General features: G+C 33.1%; 17 protein-coding genes. 10 read left to right on the top strand and 7 right to left on the bottom strand.

The features are described 5' to 3' along the window. The first annotated feature begins 51 nt into the window (after window positions 1-51). The 6 genes from DPN68_RS00085 to DPN68_RS00060 all read left to right on the top strand — a co-directional run bounded on the left by DPN68_RS00085 (window position 52) and on the right by DPN68_RS00060 (window position 10,053). Window positions 52-3,372, top strand: coding sequence for a hypothetical protein (locus tag DPN68_RS00085; protein WP_113987547.1), 3,321 nt, complete (start codon window positions 52-54; stop codon window positions 3,370-3,372). Then, window positions 3,365-3,784, top strand: a complete 420-nt coding sequence (ybeY, locus tag DPN68_RS00080) for an rRNA maturation RNase YbeY (protein WP_113987546.1) — start codon at window positions 3,365-3,367, stop codon at window positions 3,782-3,784. The genes DPN68_RS00085 and ybeY overlap by 8 nt, the downstream gene beginning before the upstream one ends. Before the next feature lie 56 nt (window positions 3,785-3,840). Beyond that, complete coding sequence (mnmG, locus tag DPN68_RS00075) at window positions 3,841-5,712, top strand: tRNA uridine-5-carboxymethylaminomethyl(34) synthesis enzyme MnmG (protein WP_113987545.1); 1,872 nt, start codon at window positions 3,841-3,843, stop codon at window positions 5,710-5,712. Window positions 5,713-5,845: 133 nt separating this feature from the next. Then, complete coding sequence (locus DPN68_RS00070) at window positions 5,846-6,694, top strand: class I SAM-dependent methyltransferase (protein ID WP_113987544.1); 849 nt, start codon at window positions 5,846-5,848, stop codon at window positions 6,692-6,694. A gap of 235 nt (window positions 6,695-6,929) precedes the next feature. Then, the gene (locus DPN68_RS00065; RefSeq protein WP_113987543.1) at window positions 6,930-7,514 is read left to right on the top strand and encodes an OmpH family outer membrane protein; all 585 of its coding nucleotides are present in this window, start codon (window positions 6,930-6,932) and stop codon (window positions 7,512-7,514) included. Between the two features lie 259 nt (window positions 7,515-7,773). Beyond that, window positions 7,774-10,053 carry a helix-turn-helix domain-containing protein gene (locus DPN68_RS00060; protein WP_113987542.1) on the top strand — a complete coding sequence of 760 codons (2,280 nt, stop codon included), beginning with the start codon at window positions 7,774-7,776 and terminating at the stop codon, window positions 10,051-10,053. Window positions 10,054-10,079: 26 nt separating this feature from the next. Here DPN68_RS00060 and DPN68_RS00055 read toward each other — a convergent pair whose 3' ends face one another. Beyond that, on the bottom strand, window positions 10,080-10,463 hold the full coding sequence (locus DPN68_RS00055) for a DoxX family protein (protein ID WP_317047752.1): 384 nt from the start codon (window positions 10,461-10,463) through the stop codon (window positions 10,080-10,082). A gap of 2 nt (window positions 10,464-10,465) precedes the next feature. Further along, entirely contained in the window at window positions 10,466-11,614 is a 1,149-nt protein-coding gene (locus DPN68_RS00050; protein ID WP_113987541.1) for a DNA polymerase III subunit, read from the bottom strand. Between the two features lie 155 nt (window positions 11,615-11,769). On the opposite strand from DPN68_RS00050, the gene DPN68_RS00045 reads away from it, so the two are divergent. The 4 genes from DPN68_RS00045 to DPN68_RS00030 all read left to right on the top strand — a co-directional run bounded on the left by DPN68_RS00045 (window position 11,770) and on the right by DPN68_RS00030 (window position 16,038). Next, window positions 11,770-12,957: a phosphoglycerate kinase gene (locus DPN68_RS00045; protein ID WP_113987540.1), complete on the top strand. Its 1,188-nt coding sequence runs from the start codon at window positions 11,770-11,772 to the stop codon at window positions 12,955-12,957. A gap of 58 nt (window positions 12,958-13,015) precedes the next feature. Continuing rightward, window positions 13,016-14,518 (top strand): lytic transglycosylase domain-containing protein, encoded by a 1,503-nt coding sequence (locus DPN68_RS00040; RefSeq protein WP_113987539.1) that lies wholly within the window; start codon window positions 13,016-13,018, stop codon window positions 14,516-14,518. A gap of 10 nt (window positions 14,519-14,528) precedes the next feature. Then, window positions 14,529-15,509 carry a DUF4837 family protein gene (locus DPN68_RS00035; RefSeq protein WP_113987846.1) on the top strand — a complete coding sequence of 327 codons (981 nt, stop codon included), beginning with the start codon at window positions 14,529-14,531 and terminating at the stop codon, window positions 15,507-15,509. A gap of 85 nt (window positions 15,510-15,594) precedes the next feature. Further along, window positions 15,595-16,038, top strand: coding sequence for a GNAT family N-acetyltransferase (locus DPN68_RS00030; protein WP_113987538.1), 444 nt, complete (start codon window positions 15,595-15,597; stop codon window positions 16,036-16,038). A gap of 216 nt (window positions 16,039-16,254) precedes the next feature. Here DPN68_RS00030 and DPN68_RS00025 read toward each other — a convergent pair whose 3' ends face one another. From DPN68_RS00025 to DPN68_RS00005, 5 genes are all read right to left on the bottom strand, one after another. Beyond that, window positions 16,255-18,915, bottom strand: coding sequence for a TonB-dependent receptor (locus DPN68_RS00025; RefSeq protein WP_113987537.1), 2,661 nt, complete (start codon window positions 18,913-18,915; stop codon window positions 16,255-16,257). A gap of 40 nt (window positions 18,916-18,955) precedes the next feature. Continuing rightward, window positions 18,956-19,657 (bottom strand): GLPGLI family protein, encoded by a 702-nt coding sequence (locus DPN68_RS00020; RefSeq protein WP_113987536.1) that lies wholly within the window; start codon window positions 19,655-19,657, stop codon window positions 18,956-18,958. A 51-nt stretch (window positions 19,658-19,708) separates the two neighbouring features. After that, window positions 19,709-19,966 (bottom strand): hypothetical protein, encoded by a 258-nt coding sequence (locus tag DPN68_RS00015; RefSeq protein WP_113987535.1) that lies wholly within the window; start codon window positions 19,964-19,966, stop codon window positions 19,709-19,711. 201 nt (window positions 19,967-20,167) lie between these two features. Continuing rightward, window positions 20,168-20,884 (bottom strand): GLPGLI family protein, encoded by a 717-nt coding sequence (locus DPN68_RS00010; RefSeq protein ID WP_113987534.1) that lies wholly within the window; start codon window positions 20,882-20,884, stop codon window positions 20,168-20,170. Window positions 20,885-20,929: 45 nt separating this feature from the next. Further along, window positions 20,930-21,184, bottom strand: coding sequence for a hypothetical protein (locus tag DPN68_RS00005; protein WP_113987533.1), 255 nt, complete (start codon window positions 21,182-21,184; stop codon window positions 20,930-20,932). Window positions 21,185-21,404: the final 220 nt, after the last annotated feature.

Here is a 21,404-nt window from a genome sequence, read left to right as displayed (position 1 = left end):
ATCAGCTAAGATGTTGTAATTTTATCGGTTATAAACAAAGTATTAACAATTTTGGAAGCAAAACATATCATTTACACCAAATTAGAAGCTTTTATTAAAAAGTTTTATACCAATGAAATCATAAGAGGAAGCTTATTGTTCATTGGAATAGGTTTGTTGTATTTTATTTTCACCTTACTTGTGGAACATTTTTTATGGCTTTCCACTAGCGGAAGAACATTTTTGTTTTGGTTGTTTGTTGCGGTGGAATTGTTTTTATTGAGTCGATTTATTTTATTTCCGCTTTTCAAATTATTCAAATTGCAAAAAGGAATTGGTTATTCTGAAGCTTCCGCTATCATTGGAAACCATTTTTCTGAAGTGAATGATAAGTTGTTGAACTTTTTACAATTGGCTTCCAAAAATGAAGATTCCGAATTATTATTGGCTTCTATTGAACAAAAAGCAAATGCATTAGAACCTATTCCATTCTCAAATGCGATTAATTTTGCTAAGAACAAGAAGTTTTTGCCTTATGCTTTAGCGCCTATTATTTTATTTCTGATTTTCTTCGCCACTGGAAATTCTACTATAATTTCTTCTAGTTTTGATCGTGTGGTAAATTATCAAACACAATACATTCCGCCAGCGCCTTTTCAGTTTGTGATTTTGAATAAGAATTTGGTTGCCCAACAAAATCAATCTTTCTTATTACAAGTGAAAACCGAAGGAAAAGTAATTCCTGAAAACATCAGTATAGTTCTAGGTAACGAGCGTTATTTCTTAGAAAAAGCACCAAACGGAACTTACGAATATGTTTTCGATGCCATTACAAAAAACACATCGTTTGTTTTGCAAGCCAATGCTGTGGTTTCACCAACATACGAACTTCAAGTAAAAGCCACTCCAACGATTTCCAATTTCAAAATGCACTTAAATTATCCGTCGCACATTGGAAAGAAATCAGAAACTATTTTTGGTTCTGGAAATGCTATTATTCCTGAAGGAACTGTTATTTCATGGTCAATTGAAGCACAAGCAACATCCAATGTTGCTTTCATCGTTGGTGAAAATAGCGCTCCGTTTTCTAAAAGTGAGAATGTCTTTGGAATTTCAAGAAAAATCAAAGATAATTTGGCTTATGAAATTGCTACTTCCAACGCTAATTTTGTTAATCATGAACGTTTGGGTTACCAAATTTCTGTTATCAAAGATCAATTTCCAGTTATCACAACGCAATTGGCTCCTGATAGTTTGAAAGTTAAAAACAAAGTAGTTATTGGTCAAGTTTCTGATGATTATGGTTTGTCAAAACTACAAGTGGTTTATTACCCAACAAATAATCCAAATACCGTTAAAAAAGCTAATTTGACATTGAAGAATCAAACGGTGGATCAATTTGTTTATACTTTTCCAAATAGTTTGCAATTGGAACCAGGTTTGGCTTACGATTATTACTTCGAAGTGTTTGACAATGATATAGTTAATAATTACAAAAGCACTAAATCGTCTGTTTTTTCTCATTATGAAATGACAAATTCGCAAAAAGAAGACAAACAACTACAAGAACAAAACGAAAACATCAACAGCATTGAAAAATCTATTAAAACTCAAGAAAAACAATTAGCTGAAATTGATAAATTACAAAAGTTAAACAAAGAGAAATCGAGTTTGGATTATAAAGATTCCAAAAAAGTAGAAGATTTCATCAACCGTCAAAAACAACAAGATGAGATGATGAAAGAATTTCGTAAAAAACTTTCGGATAATTTGGAAGAATTCAAACCTACAAATGAAGATAAAGATAAAGAAGAATTACTGCGTCGTTTAGAAGAATCAGAAAAACAAGCAGAGAAAAACGAAAAGCTTTTGAAAGAACTGGAGGAGCTTTCTAAGAAATTAGAAAAAGACCAACTCTTCGACAAAATGGATAAGATGAAGCAAAACGCTAAATCGCAAAACAAAAATTTAGAGCAATTGGTAGAATTAACCAAGCGTTTTTATGTGGAAAAGAAAGCAGAACAAATCGCTGATAAATTAGATAAATTAGCTGAAAAACAAGAAAAATTAGCAGAAGATTCTAAAAATAATTCCAAAGAAAATCAAGAGAAAATCACCGATGAATTCAAAGACATTCAAAAAGAGCTTGATCAATTAGACAAAGATAACAAAGATTTAAAAGCACCGCTAGACATTCCAAATGATAAAAACGAGCAGAAAGATATCGAGCAAGATATGAATAAAGCTAGTGAGCAACTACAAAAACAAAATCAGGAATCTGCGAAACCCAAACAAAAGTCTGCAGCCAAAAAGATGAAGGAAATGAGTCAATCAATGGCTTCTTCTATGATGGCTGGCGACATGCAACAGATGGAAGAAGATGCTAAAGCTTTACGTCAAATTTTGGATAATTTAGTTGCTTTTTCTTTTGATGAAGAGAAGTTAATTGGTACTACCAAAAGTTTGCAATCGCGTTCGCTTCAATTTAATGCCGTTTTAAAGCAACAGCAGAATTTAAAAAATCAATTCAAACATGTTGATGATAGCCTGTTTGCCGTTGCCATGCGTAATCCTATGATTTCTGAAATTATTTTAAATGAAGTTGGTGAAATTCATTATAACATGGATAAAAGTTTGGAAACCTTGGCGGATAATAATATTTCTAAAGGAGCTTCACACCAACAATATGTTTTAACTTCTGCCAATAAATTAGCTGATTTTCTTTCCAATGTGCAAAGCCAAATGCAAATGCAAATGTCGGGTTCAGGTCAAGGAAAACCTCAAAAAGGAAAAGGTCAAGGAAAAGGAATGCAATTGCCGGATATCATTAAATCACAAGAAGAATTGGGTGAGAAAATGAAAGAAGGTATGAAACCAGGTAAAGATGGTGACAAGGGTAAAGAAGGAGATAAAGGAAAAGATTCTAAAGGAAAATCGGGTGAACAAGGAAAATCGGGTGAAGATGGGGAAAACGGTTCTGAAGGAAATGCTGGTAAAGTTTTAGAGATTTTGAAAGAGCAAAGACAATTGCGTGATGCACTTCAAAAAGCATTAGAAAAGGAAGGATTATCAGGAATTGGTCAGAATGCTATGAACCAAATGAAAGACATTGAAAAGCAATTAATCAATAAAGGTTTTAAAAACGAAACCTTGCAAAAGATGTTGAATTTAAAACATGAGTTATTGAAATTAGAAAAAGCGATTCAACAACAAGGAGAAGATAATAAACGAAAATCGAATGCTAACAGAGAAAACTTTCAAGGCACTACTGCTCCACTTTCTAATGAACTAAAAGAATATTTGAACAGTATTGAAATATTAAATAGACAAAGCTTACCTTTGCAGCCCAATTTTAATCAGAAAGTACAAAATTATTTTAAAGGCAATGATTAGTTTTAATTACGAAACCGATTTCGAACTGGATAATGAATCGCAATACGAAGAATGGATTTCTCGAATAATTGAGTCGGAAGGATTTGATGACGGTGAAATCAACTACATCTTTTGTGACGATGAATATCTTCATAAAATAAATGTAGAGTATTTAAATCACGATACACTAACCGATATTATCAGCTTCGATTACACAGTAGGAAATTTAATACAGGGTGATATTTTTGTTTCTGTTGAGCGTGTTCGTGAAAACGCTGATGATTTCAAGGTTTCTTTTGATGAAGAATTGCGCCGCGTACTATCACATGGTGTTTTGCATTATTGCGGTTACAAAGATAAATCTGAAAAAGATGAAGCTTTAATGCGCGCTAAAGAAGAAGAGAAAATGCAAATGTTTCACGTGGAACATTAAGCTAATATACTAGAAATTTTTTTAAATGTTTCACGTGGAACATAATAATAAGAATAATGTTTTTAAATCAATATGATGTAATTGTTGTTGGTGCTGGGCATGCCGGTTGTGAAGCTGCTGCTGCTGCCGCTAACATGGGGTGTTCCACTTTGTTGGTGACCATGAATTTACAAAACATCGCGCAGATGTCTTGCAATCCGGCTATGGGCGGAATTGCAAAAGGTCAAATCGTTCGTGAGATTGATGCCTTGGGTGGTTATTCAGGAATTGTTTCTGACAGAACCGCTATCCAATTTAAAATGTTGAACAAATCCAAAGGTCCAGCGATGTGGTCGCCAAGAGTGCAATCGGATAGAATGAAGTTCGCTGAAGAATGGCGAAACATGTTGGAGGCAACTCCTAATTTAGATTTCTACCAAGAAATGGTTTCGGGAATTTTGTCTGAAAACGGAAAGATTGTAGGTGTTCGAACTTCACTTGGAATTGAGATAAAAGGAAAGACAGTTGTGCTTACTAATGGAACATTCTTAAATGGATTGATTCATATTGGTGATAAACAATTTGGTGGTGGTCGCGCAGGAGAAAGTGCTTCTTTTGGAATTACAGAAGATTTGGCTAAATTAGGTTTTGAGTCAGGCAGAATGAAAACGGGAACACCTCCAAGAGTAGATGGTCGCTCGTTAGATTTTTCTAAAATGGAAGAACAACCTGGAGATGTTAAACCTGAGAAGTTTTCTTATTCCAATGTGACTTCGCCTTTGACTACACAACGCTCTTGTTGGATGTCATATACATCTCTTCAAGTTCATGATATTTTACGTGAAGGTTTTGATAGAAGTCCAATGTTCAACGGAAGAATACAAAGTATTGGTCCAAGATATTGTCCGTCTATTGAAGACAAGATTAATCGATTTGCGGATAAGGAACGCCATCAGTTGTTCGTTGAACCAGAAGGTTGGACAACTTGCGAATATTATATCAACGGTTTTTCAACTTCGCTACCAGAAGATGTTCAGTTTAAAGCTTTACGTTCCGTTGCTGGATTTGAGAATGTAAAATTCTTCCGTCCGGGTTATGCTATTGAATATGATTACTTCCCTCCTACGCAATTGCAACATACATTAGAAACCAAATTAATTGACGGTTTGTATTTCGCTGGACAAATTAACGGAACTACAGGATACGAAGAAGCGGCTTCTCAAGGTTTAATGGCTGGAATTAATGCAGCTTTAAAAGTGCAAGAAAAAGCACCGTTTGTTTTAAAACGTGATGAAGCTTACATCGGAGTTTTAATTGACGATTTAATTACCAAAGGAACAGAAGAGCCTTATCGTATGTTTACTTCTCGAGCCGAATACAGAACGTTATTACGTCAAGATAATGCCGACTTTAGATTAACACCAAAAGGATATGAAATTGGTTTAGCTAAAGAAGATCGTTTACGAAGAATGGAAGAAAAACTTTCGAAATCGGAAGCGATGGTCACTTTCTTCAGAGAAACAAGTTTGAAACCAGAAGAAGCGAATCCAATTTTAGAAGCCAAAGGTTCTTCGTTAATGTCACAACCCGATAAAATGTTTAAAGTCTTTTCTCGTCCGCAATTGGATTTGGAAGATTTTATTAAATTTAAAAAAGTGGCGACTTACATCGAAGAAAATCATTTGGATCAAGAAATTGTAGAGCAAGCCGAAATTCAAGTGAAGTATTCAGGTTATATTGAAAAGGAAAAAAGTCACGCGGATAAATTGACACGTTTAGAAGATGTAATTATTCCAGAAAACTTTAATTTTGATAAGATTCAATCCATCTCCATTGAAGCCAAACAGAAATTAAATAAAATTAGACCAAGAACCATTGCACAAGCATCAAGAATCAGCGGAGTTTCTCCAAGCGATGTTTCGGTGTTGTTAATCTATATGGGAAGATAGTCTTAGTTTTCAGTCTCAGTTTTCAGTTTTCATTTATCTGCGACTGAATACTGCGACTGTCAACTGGATATGTTTCACGTGAAACAATTCAGTCAACCCTACTAAAATAAGCCATTGGCATAAAATTTTACAAATGATTTTTTTAGAAGACAAAAAATTTATTACCGTTAAAGATTTTTCAGTTTCTGGAGAATCTTTTTCTTTATTGCATAACGAGGCTTACGATTTGCTTAAAACGCATCCACAACCTTCGTTAGAAAGTTTACCTAGTTATTACGAAAGCGAAGATTATATTTCGCACACCGATGGCAAAAGAACGCTTTTTGAAAAAATGTATCATTTAGTAAAAAGCAATGCAATAAAAAGCAAAGTCAAATTAATTAACCAATGGCATCCTGAAAAAGGCACACTTTTAGATATTGGTGCTGGAACAGGCGATTTTTTATTGGAAGCTAAAAAACAAAATTGGATTACAACAGGAATTGAACCTAATGACAAAGCAAAACAAATTGCCATTCAAAAAGGAGTTTCTTTTGGAACCAATTTAGAAGAATTGGCAGACGAAAGTTTTGATGTAATTTCCATGTGGCATGTTTTAGAACACGTGCCAAATTTGGAAGAACATATTGCAACACTAAAACGTTTGTTGAAATCTAACGGAACAATTATTATTGCTGTTCCCAATTTCAAATCCTACGATGCTAAATACTATAAGGAGTTTTGGGCAGCTTATGATGTGCCCCGACATTTATGGCATTTTTCAAAAACAGCGATTAGAAAATTATTTGCTGATCAAAACATGCAACTGAAAAAAGTAAAACCCATGTGGTTTGATAGTTTTTATGTGGCACTTTTATCTGAAAAATACAAAAATGGGAAAATGAACTTTGTCAAAGGATTTTTTATTGGATTGGTATCAAATATATCTGGTTTAGTAAAAAAAGAATTTTCATCACATATTTACATCATAAAAAAGCAGTAAAAATCATTTTAAAGCGATTTAAAGGCTTTTTAATCTATTAAATATATCAAAACCTTTCTGATTTTTGATTTTCATTTAAATCTAATGTATTTAAGTTGTTTTAAATAGTTGAAAATTATAATTAAAATTAGTTTTAATAAATAAATCTTATACTTTAATTTTTCAGTTTATTTGCTACTTCACAAGGAATTACTATTTTTACAAAAATTTAAAAAACACATTTACACATACACTAATGAAAAAAGCACTTTTAATTTTAGGAATTGCGTTAGCAACTATTTCATGTAACAAAGAAACCGCTTCAGCTGAAGGAGCAAAAACGGCTTATATTGATACAGCAACTTTGATGGAGAAATATGATAAGTTTAAAGATGAAGAGGAAAAATTTAAAGTGAAATCTTTAGAAATGGGAAGACCTTTAGAAACTAAACTAAAGAATTTCCAGTACGAAGCACAAAACTTCCAAAGCAACGCAGAAGTAAAAGGAATGGCTTGGGCGCAACAAAAAGGTGCTGAATTACAACGTCGTGAGCAAGAATTGCAAATGGAACAAAACGCTTTGTTACGCCAAATCCAAGTTGAAAGTGACAGTATTAGAAGCGAAATCGTAAAATCAATGAAGGATTTTATCAAAGATTACGGTAAAAAGAACGGTTACGATTATATCTATGGTACTGGCGACGCTGCAACAGTTTTGTATGCTAAAGAAAACTATGATATCACAGAAGAAATTCTAAAATTATTAAATGAAGAATTCCAAGCATCTAAAGGTAAAGAAACTTCTAAAGAAGAACCAAAAAAAGAAGAAACTAAGAAGTAATTCTTAATTTTAAATACCAATGAAGTCCTGTTGAAAAGCAGGACTTTTTTATTCCCAATAAATGCTATATATTTGTTATACCGTTTTTGTTTTGAAATTACTGTAAAAGAAAATGATGATTTTTTTCTTTATACAACATAGAAAAATAAAGCATAGCCATAGCTACGTTTTCTTTTTATAGGGAAGTAGAAAGGAAAAAAGGGCGTTTTATTGCAGTAATTTCAGAGCAAAATCGGTATTATTATTAAATTTACGCCACATGGAATCACTATCAGCCGCAGCAACTTACACGCTTCGATTTATTAATCAAACCAATAAATCCATTTTCTTAACCGGTAAAGCCGGAACTGGAAAAACAACGCTTTTAAAAGAAATTATCGCCACAACACACAAAAATACGGTAGTTGTAGCACCAACAGGAATCGCCGCGCTAAATGCTGGTGGTGTTACTATTCATTCGCTTTTTCAATTGCCTTTTGCCGCTTTTTTACCTGATAATAAGGAACTTCCCAATTTTTCACCAACCTATAAATTTGAAAATCGCAATTCTTTAGGTCGGCATTTTAAGATGAATAACGTGAAACGTGCCGTTATTCGAAACATGGAATTGCTTATCATTGATGAAGTTTCTATGCTTCGTGCCGATGTTTTAGACGCCATCGATTTTATGATGCGAAAAGTGCGAAGAATTGAAAAACCTTTTGGTGGTGTCCAAGTTTTATTTATAGGAGATTTATTACAATTACCACCAGTAGTCAAAAATGAAGAATGGGATGTTTTGAAAAAGTATTACCGGGGCATGTTCTTTTTTCATTCGCACGTGATGCAACAATTTCCACCGTTGTACATAGAATTAGATAAAATTTTTCGCCAAACGGATGCCGAATTCATCGATGTGTTGAATAATTTGCGTTATAACAAAATTACTTCCAATGATGTCCAACTTCTAAATCAATTCGTTCAACCTAATTTTGATTTGAAAACCAATAAAGGTTACATCATCTTAACCACGCACAATACCAAAGCGGATACTACAAACGCAAAGTCATTGGAAGATTTAAAAGGAAAAGAATTTTCTTATTTTCCTGAAATTACTGGAGAATTTCCAGATAAAATTTATCCATTAGACGAACAACTTCGACTAAAAGTGGGCGCTCAAATCATGTTTATCAAAAACGATTTAAACTTCGATAAACAGTTTTACAACGGAAAAATGGGTGTTATTCATTCGCTTTCGGAAAAAGAAATTTTCGTGAATTTTCCAGAAGAAAACAAAACCATTGAAGTAGAACGCTACGAATGGCAAAATATCCGTTATAAAGTGGATGAGAACACAAAGGAAGTCACAGAAGAAGTCATTGGAACGTTTGTCCACTACCCTATTAAATTAGCTTGGGCAATTACCGTTCATAAAAGTCAAGGCTTAACGTTCGACAAAGCAGCGCTCGATGTGTCGCAAGTTTTCGCTCCTGGCCAAGCCTATGTGGCTTTATCACGTTTGCGTTCGTTAAAAGGGCTAATTTTGCTTTCTCCGCTTCGAATGAATGGCATTTCTAGCGATGAAGAAGTATTGAGTTATGCTGAAAACAAAGCAACAGAAGAAATTCTTAAAAACGAATTAACGGTTGAAACTTTACAATTTTGGCTACATTCATTATTCAATGCATTTGATTTCAAGCAGTTAGTTCAAGAATGGCGCAATCATATTTTTAGTTATAAATCCGAAGCACCGAAATCGCCAAAAACTAAGCACGAAAAATGGGCTATAGAACAACACGATAAAATAGCTACAATAGCAGAACCTTCAATCAAGTTCTTGCAACAATTGCATAAAATTTTCAACGAAACCGAACTTCAACCTGAATTTGTAAAACAGAGATGTGATGCCGCTTACGATTATTTTTTTAAGATTTTAGATGAAATAACCGAAGAGTTGTTGCTTAAAATTGAAGAAGTGAAACGTACCAAAAAAGTAAAAACTTTCCATGATGAATTATTGGAATTGGAAGATTTACAAATTAAAGCCATTTTACAACTGAAAAAGGTGAAATTACTCACACAAATTATTGTTGAAGGCAAAGAAATTTCAAAGAAAAATCTAATTTCGGAAGATGCTAACGTGTATAAAATCAATAAATTAGTAAAAGTTTCAGAGCGATTTAAAGCGATTAGTAATTCATTAGTTGAAGATGAGGATGATGTTTCGTATTATTACGAACCTAAAAAGAAGAAAACCAAAGAACCTAAAAAATCTACCATCGAAGATACCTTGGAACTTTGGAAACAAAACCTAACCATTTATGAAATTGCCAAAGAAAGAAAACTAACACCACAAACCATTTTCAATCATTTTAGCAAATTAATCCAAATGGAAATTGTTCAACTTTCCGAAATTTTACCCGAAGACAAAGTGAAGGAATTGGAAGTAGCGTTCCAAGATTACAAAGGCGAAAGTTTAGGCGAATTGAAAGAAATTCACGGAGATAAATTCTCATGGGATGAACTGCGATTGTACAAAGCGAGTTTGGTGAAGAAATAAAATTTTCAATCGTTTCACGTGAAAAATCACAACCAATACACCAAAACAACCGCTGGAATAAAATAAATAACCAATGTTCTAGCACCGTCATAATCTTTCGCAATGCGTTGACCAAAAAGCAAAGCTAACAAAGTTAAACAAGAAAAAACAGCGGCATACCAAGCAATTTTACTAGTAGGTTTTAGTGCCAATTCAATAATTCCTGAAACACAAAAAACGCCAGTAATTATTTCCATTACTAAAACCAAAATCAAGCAGATTTTCAAATACTTAACCACAAAAGTATTGGCAAAATGCGATTGCAACCAAGTCATAGTTCCGTTCCAATCGGTCAACTTTTCAAAGCTGGAATACAAAAAAGTAATGGCTAACAACAGCAAAATCAAGATTGGAGCGGCATTCGTCATCATAACTAACTTTTTTTGTGAATCAATCGGGTTAATTTTATGGATAAATCGGTTAAAATTAATTTACTATTTCCGTTGCGTTCTATGTGATAAATAGCATCATCAAGTTCTTTGTAAATCTCCATGATGTTGCCACCATCCACAAAAGGCGCAAATTTTTCTAACTGAAAATTACTGGTTTTTGGTTCAAAATAAACCAATTGATTCACTTGATAATTCTGTAACATCGCTTGTCTAAAAAACTGAATGCAATAATGCAAAAACTGCTTTTGAACTTCTCTTCCTAAACTGGCAATTTTTTCACTCCAAGCAATCAAATCGTGAATAGCTGCAGCATTTCCTTTGGCTTTGAACGCGCTTCTTACCCACTCTATAAACCATTCTTCAAACGGATAATCGTCTTCATCTTTCAAAAACAGCTGAATGGCTTTATTGAAATTCCCTTCGCTTTGATGCGCAATTCGATGGGCTAATTTTTCTTCACATTGGTATTTATCTTGTAACCCAATGGCAATTTCACTTTCACTTAATCCAATGAAATCCAACACTTGACAGCGCGACAAAATCGTTTGTAAAATCGCATCTTTACTTTCAGCAATTAAAATGAAAATCGTTTTGCTTGGTGGTTCTTCTAGTAATTTCAGTAATTTGTTGGCAGCTTGTGTATTCATTTTTTCTGCCATCCAAATAATCATCACTTTATAACCACCTTCAAATGCTTTTAACGATAAAGATTTATTGATTTCAGCCGCTTCATGAACACTAATGTTGCCTTGCTTTTTTTCAATTCCAATTTTTTGCAACCAATCAAACAATCCAGCGTATGGATTTTCAGCAAGAAATTCGCGCCATTCCGTTAAAAAATTAGAACTTACAGGATGACTTTTTACATCTTCCGTTCCAGCAACCGGAAAAGCAAAATGCAAATCAGGATGCGATACCTGTTCAAATTTCAAATTACAACTGCTATTTCCAGTATTATTTTCACCTGAATTTTGGCATAAAATATACTGAGCATAAGCAATGGCCATGGGTAATGTACCACAACCTTCTGGACCTACGAAAAGTTGCGCATGAGCAATTCTACCCAAATCAGCACTTCTTTTGAGGTGATTTTTAATGTGTTCTTGACCTAAAATTTCTTGAAAAAGCATAGCACAAACCTAATTAAAAAATCCCAAAAATGACTGATTTTCATTTGAAAATTAAAAAGAAAATCGATTAAAAATTTCATAAATATGACTTTTATTATAAAATTTTAAAACACAATAATTTATATTTGCAATCCTTACTTAACAATTACACAACAATGAAAACACTTAACGATTTTAATTTCAACCAAAAGAAAGCGATTATTCGCGTTGATTTTAACGTGCCGCTTGATGAAAATTTTAGCGTAACTGATGCTACTAGAATTGAAGCAGCAAAGCCAACGATTACCAAAATTTTACAAGACGGCGGAAGTGTTATTTTGATGAGTCATTTGGGAAGACCAAAAGGCGTTGAAGCCAAATATTCCTTACAACATATTGTAGCAAAAACCGAAGAAATTTTAGGTCAAAAAGTGCATTTTGTATCAGATTGTATTGGTGAAGTAGCTGAAAATGCTGCCAAAAATTTACAATCAGGCGAAATTCTATTATTGGAAAATCTTCGTTTTTATGCCGAAGAAGAAAAAGGCGATGTAGCTTTTGCTGAAAAATTAGCCAAATTAGGCGATATTTATGTAAACGATGCTTTTGGAACAGCTCACCGAGCACACGCTTCTACAACTATAATTGCTCAATTTTTCAATGACGCAAAATGTTTTGGTTATCTACTTGCCAAAGAAATTGAAAGTATTGAAAAAGTATTGAAAAATTCGGAAAAACCAGTAGTTGCTATTTTGGGCGGAAGTAAAGTTTCTTCCAAAATCACGGTAATTGAAAATATTTTAGACAAAGTGAACCACATGATAATTGGTGGTGGAATGACGTTTACTTTCGTAAAAGCTTTGGGAGGAAACATCGGAAATTCAATTTGTGAAGATGATAAACTAGAATTGGCAATCGAAATTTTGAAAAAAGCCAAAGAAAAAGGCGTTCAAATTCACATTCCAGTTGATGTTGTTGCGGCTGACGCTTTTTCTAACGATGCCAATACACAAATTGTTGATGTAAAACAAATTCCTGATGGTTGGCAAGGATTGGATGTTGGTCCAAAATCATTAGAAATCATCAGAAGAATCATTTTAGATTCCAAAACTATTTTATGGAACGGTCCATTAGGTGTTTTTGAAATGGAAAAATTTGCTAACGGAACCATTAAATTAGGTGATTTCATTGCTGAATCTACTGCAAACGGAGCGTTTTCGCTTGTTGGTGGTGGTGATAGTGTTGCTGCAGTAAAGCAATTTGGTTTTGAGCCAAAAATGAGCTACGTTTCTACTGGTGGCGGCGCTATGTTAGAAATGTTAGAAGGAAGAACTTTGCCAGGAATAGCGGCAATTTTAGAATAAACACAATAAAAAACAATTTTCTTAGTTATACTAAGTTAAGCCCCTGAAATACAAAGACATGAAAAAATTAATTCTAATTCTAACGGCAAGTTTACTTTCTTCTTCCGTATGGTCGCAAGAAAGTGACGTGATAGAAACCAATATAGCTTTACCTAAATTATCGTATTTGGATTCTTTGAAAGCTACTTTTATTAATCACAATACAAGTAATTGTATCGATGAACGCTGGATGGCAGAATTGAGCAATGATGAAATTTTTCAGGAAATGCTTTCTGATGTAATGACAACCAATATTGATTCTTTGGTAACCTATGATTTGTCAACAGATGTTTTAAAAAGCAGATTGGCAAAATTGGATGCAAAATCGCCATTCAATGTAGAATATACACCTGGATTAGAAAATTTAATCAAAACTTTTTTAAAGAAACGAAAAACGTCATTTGAGCGCTTAATGGCTATTTCAGAATATTACTTTCCCATGTTTGAAGAGCATTTGGCTAAGTACAATGTGCCATTGGAAATCAAATATTTAGCTATTGTAGAATCTGCTTTGAATCCAAAAGCGAAATCTCGAGTGGGCGCAACAGGTTTATGGCAATTTATGTATCCAACAGGAAAACAATTCAACTTAGAAGTGAATTCGTATGTAGATGAACGCTATGATCCATTGAAAGCAACAGAAGCGGCATGCCAATATTTATCAAGTTTATACACGATTTTTGGCGATTGGAGTTTGGTTCTAGCTTCTTACAATGCTGGACCAGGAAACGTTTCCAAAGCGATTCGTCGTTCGGGCGGAAGTCAGAATTATTGGAATATTCGTAGAAATTTACCACAAGAAACGGCTAATTATGTTCCTGCTTTTTTAGCAACTTTGTACATTTACGAATACACAAAAGAACACGGATTACAACCCAAAAAAGCGCCAATGACGTATTTTGAAACGGATACTATTGCGGTAAAAAAACGCATTACATTCCAACAAGTTTCAGAATTGTTAGATATTCCTGTTTCACAAATTGAATTTTTAAATCCAATTTATAAATTGAACGTAGTTCCTTTTGATGTTGCTAAACCGCATTATTTGCGTTTACCAAAAAATAAAATTGGGTTATTCGTTTCCAATGAAGAAAAGGTTTATGCTTACGTAGACTACCAAGAAAATTTAAAAGAAAAACCGTATCACAGTTCTATAGTAGCAACAGTTAGCAATTCAGATTCACAATCTACAGTTGTTTATCATAAAATTCGTTCTGGTGAAAGCCTGGGTTTAATAGCGAGTAAATATAAAACGACTATCTCTAGCCTTAGAAAATGGAATAATATTAAAGGAAATAATATTCAAGCAGGAAAAACTTTAAAAGTTTATGGTGCCTCTGCTCCAGTAGTTCAAAACACGCCAAAAGCTAGTAATAGTGGGTATTATACGGTAAAAAGTGGCGACTCATTATTCTCTATTGCAAGACAATTTCCCGGAGTTTCTGTCGAAAATTTGAAAAAATGGAACGATATTAGCGGTGATGCTATACAACCCGGAATGAAATTAAAAACCAATGGATAAAATTCTAGTCATGAAAAAGTTTGTATTGGCATTAGTTGCTGTAACTCTTTTCGCTTCTTGTAAGGATTCTGAAGCGGATAAGAAAGCTATTTTACCTGAATCCAATGCTAAAATTAATCACGTTTCTATCATTGCTGATGAAATGATTTGGAATGGAGAAATAGGGGATAGTATTCGTAAAAAATTTGCCGCACCTGTTGATGGTTTGCTGCAAGAAGAACCATTATTCAATTTAAACCAATATCCAACCCGAGTTTTTGAGGGATTTGTTAGAAAAAGTCGCAATGTGGTTATTGTTAGTAAAGGTGAAAAAACAGGATTCAATTTCAAAAAAGATGAGTTTGCCAAACCGCAAAACGTATTTTACATTTCAGGAAAAACCAATGTCGAAATTTTAGCTTTATTGGAAGAAAGAGCTCCAGAAATGATTGCTACAATCAAAGCTTCTGAAATCAAAGAAAACCAAAAGAGAATTAAAAAAGCGCTTATTAGTGATTCTAAAATAAAAGAACAATTTGGTATTAGTTTGAATATTGGTCATGGTTATAAATATGATATGGTTCAAGAAAATTTCTTATGGATTCGTAAAGAGTTTTCATCGGGTTACAACAGTATTTTGGTATATGATGTGCCATTAGATGTAATTGATAAAGGGGAAAATACCATTGGAAACATCATTGCCATGCGCGATTCAATTGGAAAGCAATTCATTCACGGTGTTTTACCGAACACTTGGATGATTACGGAAGAAGCTTATGCACCGTATTTATTTGATGTAACGATTGCGGGCAAAAAAACATACGAAACCAAAGGGGCTTGGGAATTAAAAAACGATTTCATGGCAGGAACATTTGTTAATTATGCCATTCGTGATGAGAAAAACCAACGCTATTTAATCTTAGAAGGTTTCACTTTCAATCCTTCAAAAGCCAAACGTGATTTGATGTTTGAGTTAGAAGCAATTATTAAATCGGTAAAATTCTTGAAATAATTTTTAGGTTATAGGTAATTGGTAATAGGTTTCATAATTTATTACCAAAAACCCATCACCTATCACCCACCACCTATCACTTATCATGATTCAATTCCAAATAAAGCGATTTAATGAACTTTCCATAACCGAGTTGTATGAAATACTACAATTGCGCTCAGAAGTCTTTGTAGTGGAGCAAAATTGCGTTTATCAAGACATTGACGGGAAAGATAAGAAAGCGTTACATGTTTTAGGTTACTTCAATGACGAATTAGTAGCTTATTCCCGATTATTTGACAAAGGATACTATTTTGAAGAAGCCTCAATTGGTCGCGTGGTGGTGAGCCCGAAATTCCGAGATAAAAAATTTGGACATGATTTGATGCGCGTTTCTATTGCTGCAATAAAAGATGATTTCAACCAAACTGCCATCACGATTTCAGCTCAGGAATATTTGAAAAAATTCTACGAATCACACGGGTTTGTACAAACCAGCGAAATGTATTTGGAAGATGATATTCCACATATTGAGATGAAGCGTTCTTAGTCAGCAGTCGCAGTTTTCAGTCGCAGTTGAAACGCGGATTTTCACAAATTTCTTCTTCACAAACTTGTCACGCTGTTAAGCGTTTTTTTAACCACAAGGAATATTAAAAAGGCACGAAGTTCACAAAGTTATTTGATTTTCAGATAATTGGAATTTTTTATTGAACACTGATGACTCAGATTTTTCTGCGACTGAAAACTGTGACTGTGAACTTTTTTAAAGCTTATAACTCACGCTCAACATTACAATTCTTGGTAAAATGAATGTTGTGGTGTTTGAAATCATGAAGTCAGAAAAACTGTTGTTGATTTTTACGCCATTGTTCAAGAAATTTTGTGCGGATAATTCAAATCTAAAAGGGTTATTTTTCTTTTGGTAGCTTAAAAACGCGTTGGCAATACTGAAATCGGTTTTTTGGTTGTTACTGTCTTCGTTGTAGGTAATTTGGTAATCGGTTTTGAAGTTAAAATGCTTTAAAAAATCGATATCTAAATCCAATCCAATTCTATCTGAAGTTAAACTAGATTGCGTCAATCCTGAAAACTGACTGAACGATTTGTTATAACTCACACTTGCTCCAGGCCATTTTTTGTTTGCCGTTCGTACTCTTACACCAATGCTTTGATTGTTTCTGTCGTTTGTTGTTGTAGTGTTATTCACCGTTTGTACATAGTTGAACCAACTCAAATTCGCATTCAAACTCGCTCTGAATTTGTGAATTCTTTTTTCAATGGTTCCTGTCGCGCGCCAATTGGTTTCAGGATTATCGGTGATGGTTGGTGTGGTAAATTGGTCAATGCCTAAAAGTTCCACATCGTTTCTTATGGTTCTTACTTTTTTGTTGAAACTGGCATTGGCAAAGATCATTAAACCACGATACATACTGGTTTTGTTGTAGCGTAAAACAGCACTGTGAAAACGCTCATTTCTAAGTAACGCATTTCCTCTAAAAACCGAATTATAATTTTGCAAGGTAAATCGTTCCAATAACTGAGAAGCTTCGGGAAACGTATTTGATAATTGGTAATCGAATTTCAAACTTTCGGATTGGTTGAATTCGTATTCGCTATGCCATTTGGGTTCCAATAAATGGGTTGTAATTTTGTAATCATTGGTTACTTGTTGGGTTTCCAAATAGAAAAAATGCGAATACAACGCTGGTTTGTTGACCCATTTCCCTATTTTAAATTTGTATTCCAAACCAACGAAGAAGTCATTTAAAAAATAATTCATGTTGTTACCAAAACCATTTTCCGCAAAATCGTTTATCGTGCCATTGGTTAGGAATTGCTTTTCGGAAATATCCAGTTTTGTAGTACCAAAATTATTTCCAATGTTGGTATACAAATGATTGAAATTATTGACAATCCAATAATGTTTAAACAACGCATCAATGGAATTATTCTGTACTTTTTTGATTTGCTGAATGTTATAAAACGAATCATTTTCCAATGGAATTAATCCGGTTAAAAATTCCGTATCGGTAAGCCAAGTGTTTTGTGGTTTGTTGTTGTCGTAGCTTTGGTTAACCACTAAAGTAGTGGTGTGTTTGTTGTTGATTTGCTTGTGCCATTCTACAAATTGCTTGATTTGAATGTTGTCAATTTCATTCAAAGTTTCAAAAGAAATAGCATTGCCATCACGAACCGAATTAAGCATACTACTGTTGTCGTTGTTGCTCGCTTGAAATTGGCCGTTATAAAACATTTTTGCTTTTTTGTTAGGCGAATAGTTCAGTTTGATGTTTCCAATACCTAAAACCGCTCTATTTTCCGCTGTATTGGTGCGTTGTTCAAAGGTGAACGCATTGTTTTGCAAGTATTCGATTTGACTTTCTCGTAAAGTAGTAGTGAAAAGCTTTGAAAAAATACCAAAACCTTCTACATCAAGTTTAGAATTGATTTCTCTACGAAAGTTGATGGCGCTAAATTGTGATTTATTTTCTAAAACATCGGTATTATCTGAAGCAAAAGAGTATAAATTAGTCAATTGTCTTCTGCCTGAAATAAAACTGCTTGCGCCACCTTGAAAACGCATCATGTCTTCAAAGGAAAAGGTGCGTTTGCCAATGTTGTTGAGGTCGCCAATGAAACTAACATTGGTTTTTGGTGCATAATAAAACAAAGCAGCATGACCAAGATAAAATCCATTATCATCAACTACTTCTGCACCAGCTTCAATATCACCAAAGATAAACTTCTTTTTTTCTTCTTTCAACTTGATGTTCATAGCCAAATCATCAGAATCAGAGACTTGTTTAAGAAAACCTACTTCGTTGAAATTATCAAGAACTTCTACTTTATCAACGGCATCAGCAGGAATATTTTCTACGCCTAATTTGGTACCACCACCAAAAAACGATTTACCTTCGACTAAAAACTTGGTTACTTTTTTACCTTGAACGGTAACGCCTCCGTTTTTATCTACTTCAACGCCGGGTAGTTTTTCTAGTTGCTCTTTGAGTTTGCGTTCGTTTCCTGTGGTAAACGCTTTAACATCATAAATTAGCGTATCTTTTTTTACTACAACGGGTTGGTAATCATACGTAATGGTAATTTCTTTGAGTTCCTGACCGGTTTCTGCTAATTTAAAATGGTGTTCTTTTTGTGTAAAATTAGCAGGAAGATTTAAAATTTCTTCTTGAAAACCTAAGTAAGAAACACGCACTTCATACGGGACATCTTTTTCAAGTTCTAACTTATACCGACCCAGATGATCGGCAATAGCAAATTTTAAGCCTTGTTTTTCTAGTAAAGGTTTAGCAATAACATTAGCATTTTGCAACGGATTACCCAATGTATCTTTCACCGTACCAATTAAAGTTTGGGAAAAAGAAAGAATGGGGAAAAGTAAGAAAAGGATTAGGGATTTTGGCATTTAGAATTGTGATTTTTAGGATTTTTTCTTATTAACAATACTAAAATCCTGATCTTGGTAATTTTAAAAATAAATTTTGATATTCTTGATGAGAAATTTTTATTCCTTTTTTAGGGATTTGAATATTTTCTGAAGGTGTTTTTAATTCAATTTTTACAGCTCCAAAGACATTGTTTCTTTCTTGTAATTCTAATATCATTCCGGGTAAACCACCATAACCAGCAGGACCATATTGATATGGAATTTCAGGACAGTACCAAGCAATTACTGGATGAATAAACGTGCCCTTAGAATTAATTACAATATATTCAGTTGTAGCTTTAAAGCAGGTGTATTTGTCAATTTTTTTGGATTCATTCGTTAAGTTCCATTTCTTTTCAATTGGTTCTACTATTAAATATTGATTTTCTTTAAATGCACCTTCTGCATTATTCTGATAAATACTATCTTTATAAACTATAATTTTTTTTCGACATCTACTCATATTTAGAGCACCTTTTGCGTTTTTTCCATCTAATTCGGTTAATTGGGTGTTTTCAAACTTTGCAATAGTATCTCTAAAAATTAAACGGAAATTTAAATATTTTGCTCCTTCCATATCTTCTCTATACATTTTGCCAATAACTTCGTTATTCAGTAATTGTTTATCCTCAAGAATTTTAAAATTATAAGTTATAGTATTATTTTGACTATTACTATAATTAAAATAAAGAAAAAATACAAGTATGGTATATGCTTTCATTTACATTGTTTTAAACAACCCAAGAATCTCTTGGGTTGTTGTATTAAAAGATTATTCTAAAGTGACTTTTTTTGTTTTACCAATACAAACATTGTAAACTTCAAGACCTTTTTCATATGCTTCTTCAACTGTCCAACCTGCCGCTTCATAAACATCCATAGTATCGTTAGCTAATTTGTCACAGTCAGTTGTCATAAAACTTTTAGCAATTACTTTTCTGTTTGTTTCAACTTTTTCATTAATCTCATTCGCCATACCAGCAAATGAGAATGCTACTAGTACAACTGCACTAAAAATCATTTTTTTCATAAATTCTTAAAATTAATACTTTGTTTTTGGTATACCAAGGGCGAATTTGGTATAAAAAATTTCAAAAACAAAATATCGGTTTCACATTTAACTAAAAGTATAGAAAAACTATACCATATGTTTTTTTAAAAAAATAACAGGGGATAGTAGGAAAAGGGATTTTGGCATTTAGAATTGCGAGTTTTCTTTTAGATTTTCTAATTAATTGGTTTCTCTAATGATACTCTGTCTTTTTTTAATTTCTTCATCTGTAAACTCCTCTCCTTCATTAGGTACTTGTATAGAAAGGGGATTATTAAAAAATTCAATTTTTTCTACAATGTAACCTTTATTTTTTTCAGACAATTCAAAAATCATTCCAGGTAACCCACTATAACGAATTGGTCCATAATTAAATGGAATTTCAGGACAATACCAAGCTACTATTTTCCATGGAAATTCTCTGCCTTTCCATTTTTGGATATAGGTGTAAGTAGCTTTGTAACACAAATATCCATTTATAATTTTTGATTCATTTTTTAATTCCCAATTAATAAAATTTGCTTCTCTTTTTTTTAAGATAGTACCAAAATTGTAGTGCAATTCTTCAACTAAAAGATTCTCTTTTTTATTTATATAGATTTTATCATACCCATAAAACAAACTTGTAACATACTTTTTGGTTGAAACATCTTCTGCATCAGAAATCATACTTTCAGACAAATAAAATATAGATTCATCTTTATTGAAGTCTAGTGAGAAGCGCAATAGTTTTGCCATCATTTCTTCATCTATTTTTTCTTGATAAAGCATTCTGTTGTTTGCTTTTAATTCTTCAGTAGCCTCAGTTTCTGAAAAAAAAGATTTATAGGTTACTCTGCCGTTATTTTGAGCGAATGTTATTGATATTGCAGAAATAAAAAAGATAAATATTTTCATTTTAATATTTTAAGTAAAAGCTATCCGAAGATAGCTTTTGTTGATTTATACAGCTGTTATGCTCTTTTTTTTGATTAATCCTGCGAATTCAGCTTCACATCCATTAGATGTTCTGCACGCATCAACATTTCTCATCCATGTTTGATTTGTTCTATCACTTCCGTCATCTAATGAATCAGCATAAGCATAACAATGATCACAATTTACCAATTCTGTTTCATCAATTAGTTTTTTATCCTCAATTTCATTCGCCATTCCAGCAAATGAAAACGCTACTAGTGCTACTGCACTAAAAATCATTTTTTTACTCACGAATTATTATTGTTTTTTTGGTGTTCGTGAATCTTCGATTTCATAAATTCTTTAAATTTTTAAAATTAATATTTTGTTTTTGGTTAACCAAGGGCGAATTTGGTATAAAAAATTTCAAAAACAAAATTTCCATTTCACATTTAACTTGGAAAAAACGGTCAAATTGACCACCACTTTCCAGTCTAAATTGACCACCGATTTCGGTGCA

The sequence above is a fragment of the Flavobacterium tibetense genome (assembly GCF_003293845.1).
In the GTDB taxonomy this organism is placed as follows: Bacteria; Bacteroidota; Bacteroidia; order Flavobacteriales; family Flavobacteriaceae; genus Flavobacterium; species Flavobacterium tibetense.
Note: the sequence above shows the minus strand (reverse complement) of the source record. Positions and strands in the feature narration are given on the sequence as shown.

Excerpts from the sequence above, each read along its gene's own strand:
- ybeY (WP_113987546.1), top strand. The coding sequence starts at position 3,365 with ATGATTAGTTTTAATTACGAAACCGATTTCGAACTGGATAATGAATCG.
- DPN68_RS00005 (WP_113987533.1), bottom strand. The coding sequence starts at position 21,184 with ATGATTTTTAGTGCAGTAGCACTAGTAGCGTTTTCATTTGCTGGAATG.
- DPN68_RS00025 (WP_113987537.1), bottom strand. The coding sequence starts at position 18,915 with ATGCCAAAATCCCTAATCCTTTTCTTACTTTTCCCCATTCTTTCTTTT.
- DPN68_RS00035 (WP_113987846.1), top strand. The coding sequence starts at position 14,529 with ATGAAAAAGTTTGTATTGGCATTAGTTGCTGTAACTCTTTTCGCTTCT.
- DPN68_RS00045 (WP_113987540.1), top strand. The coding sequence starts at position 11,770 with ATGAAAACACTTAACGATTTTAATTTCAACCAAAAGAAAGCGATTATT.
- DPN68_RS00010 (WP_113987534.1), bottom strand. The coding sequence starts at position 20,884 with ATGAAAATATTTATCTTTTTTATTTCTGCAATATCAATAACATTCGCT.
- DPN68_RS00020 (WP_113987536.1), bottom strand. The coding sequence starts at position 19,657 with ATGAAAGCATATACCATACTTGTATTTTTTCTTTATTTTAATTATAGT.
- mnmG (WP_113987545.1), top strand. The coding sequence starts at position 3,841 with ATGTTTTTAAATCAATATGATGTAATTGTTGTTGGTGCTGGGCATGCC.
- DPN68_RS00015 (WP_113987535.1), bottom strand. The coding sequence starts at position 19,966 with ATGAAAAAAATGATTTTTAGTGCAGTTGTACTAGTAGCATTCTCATTT.
- DPN68_RS00070 (WP_113987544.1), top strand. The coding sequence starts at position 5,846 with ATGATTTTTTTAGAAGACAAAAAATTTATTACCGTTAAAGATTTTTCA.
- DPN68_RS00060 (WP_113987542.1), top strand. The coding sequence starts at position 7,774 with ATGGAATCACTATCAGCCGCAGCAACTTACACGCTTCGATTTATTAAT.
- DPN68_RS00065 (WP_113987543.1), top strand. The coding sequence starts at position 6,930 with ATGAAAAAAGCACTTTTAATTTTAGGAATTGCGTTAGCAACTATTTCA.
- DPN68_RS00030 (WP_113987538.1), top strand. The coding sequence starts at position 15,595 with ATGATTCAATTCCAAATAAAGCGATTTAATGAACTTTCCATAACCGAG.
- DPN68_RS00055 (WP_317047752.1), bottom strand. The coding sequence starts at position 10,463 with ATGATGACGAATGCCGCTCCAATCTTGATTTTGCTGTTGTTAGCCATT.
- DPN68_RS00040 (WP_113987539.1), top strand. The coding sequence starts at position 13,016 with ATGAAAAAATTAATTCTAATTCTAACGGCAAGTTTACTTTCTTCTTCC.
- DPN68_RS00050 (WP_113987541.1), bottom strand. The coding sequence starts at position 11,614 with ATGCTTTTTCAAGAAATTTTAGGTCAAGAACACATTAAAAATCACCTC.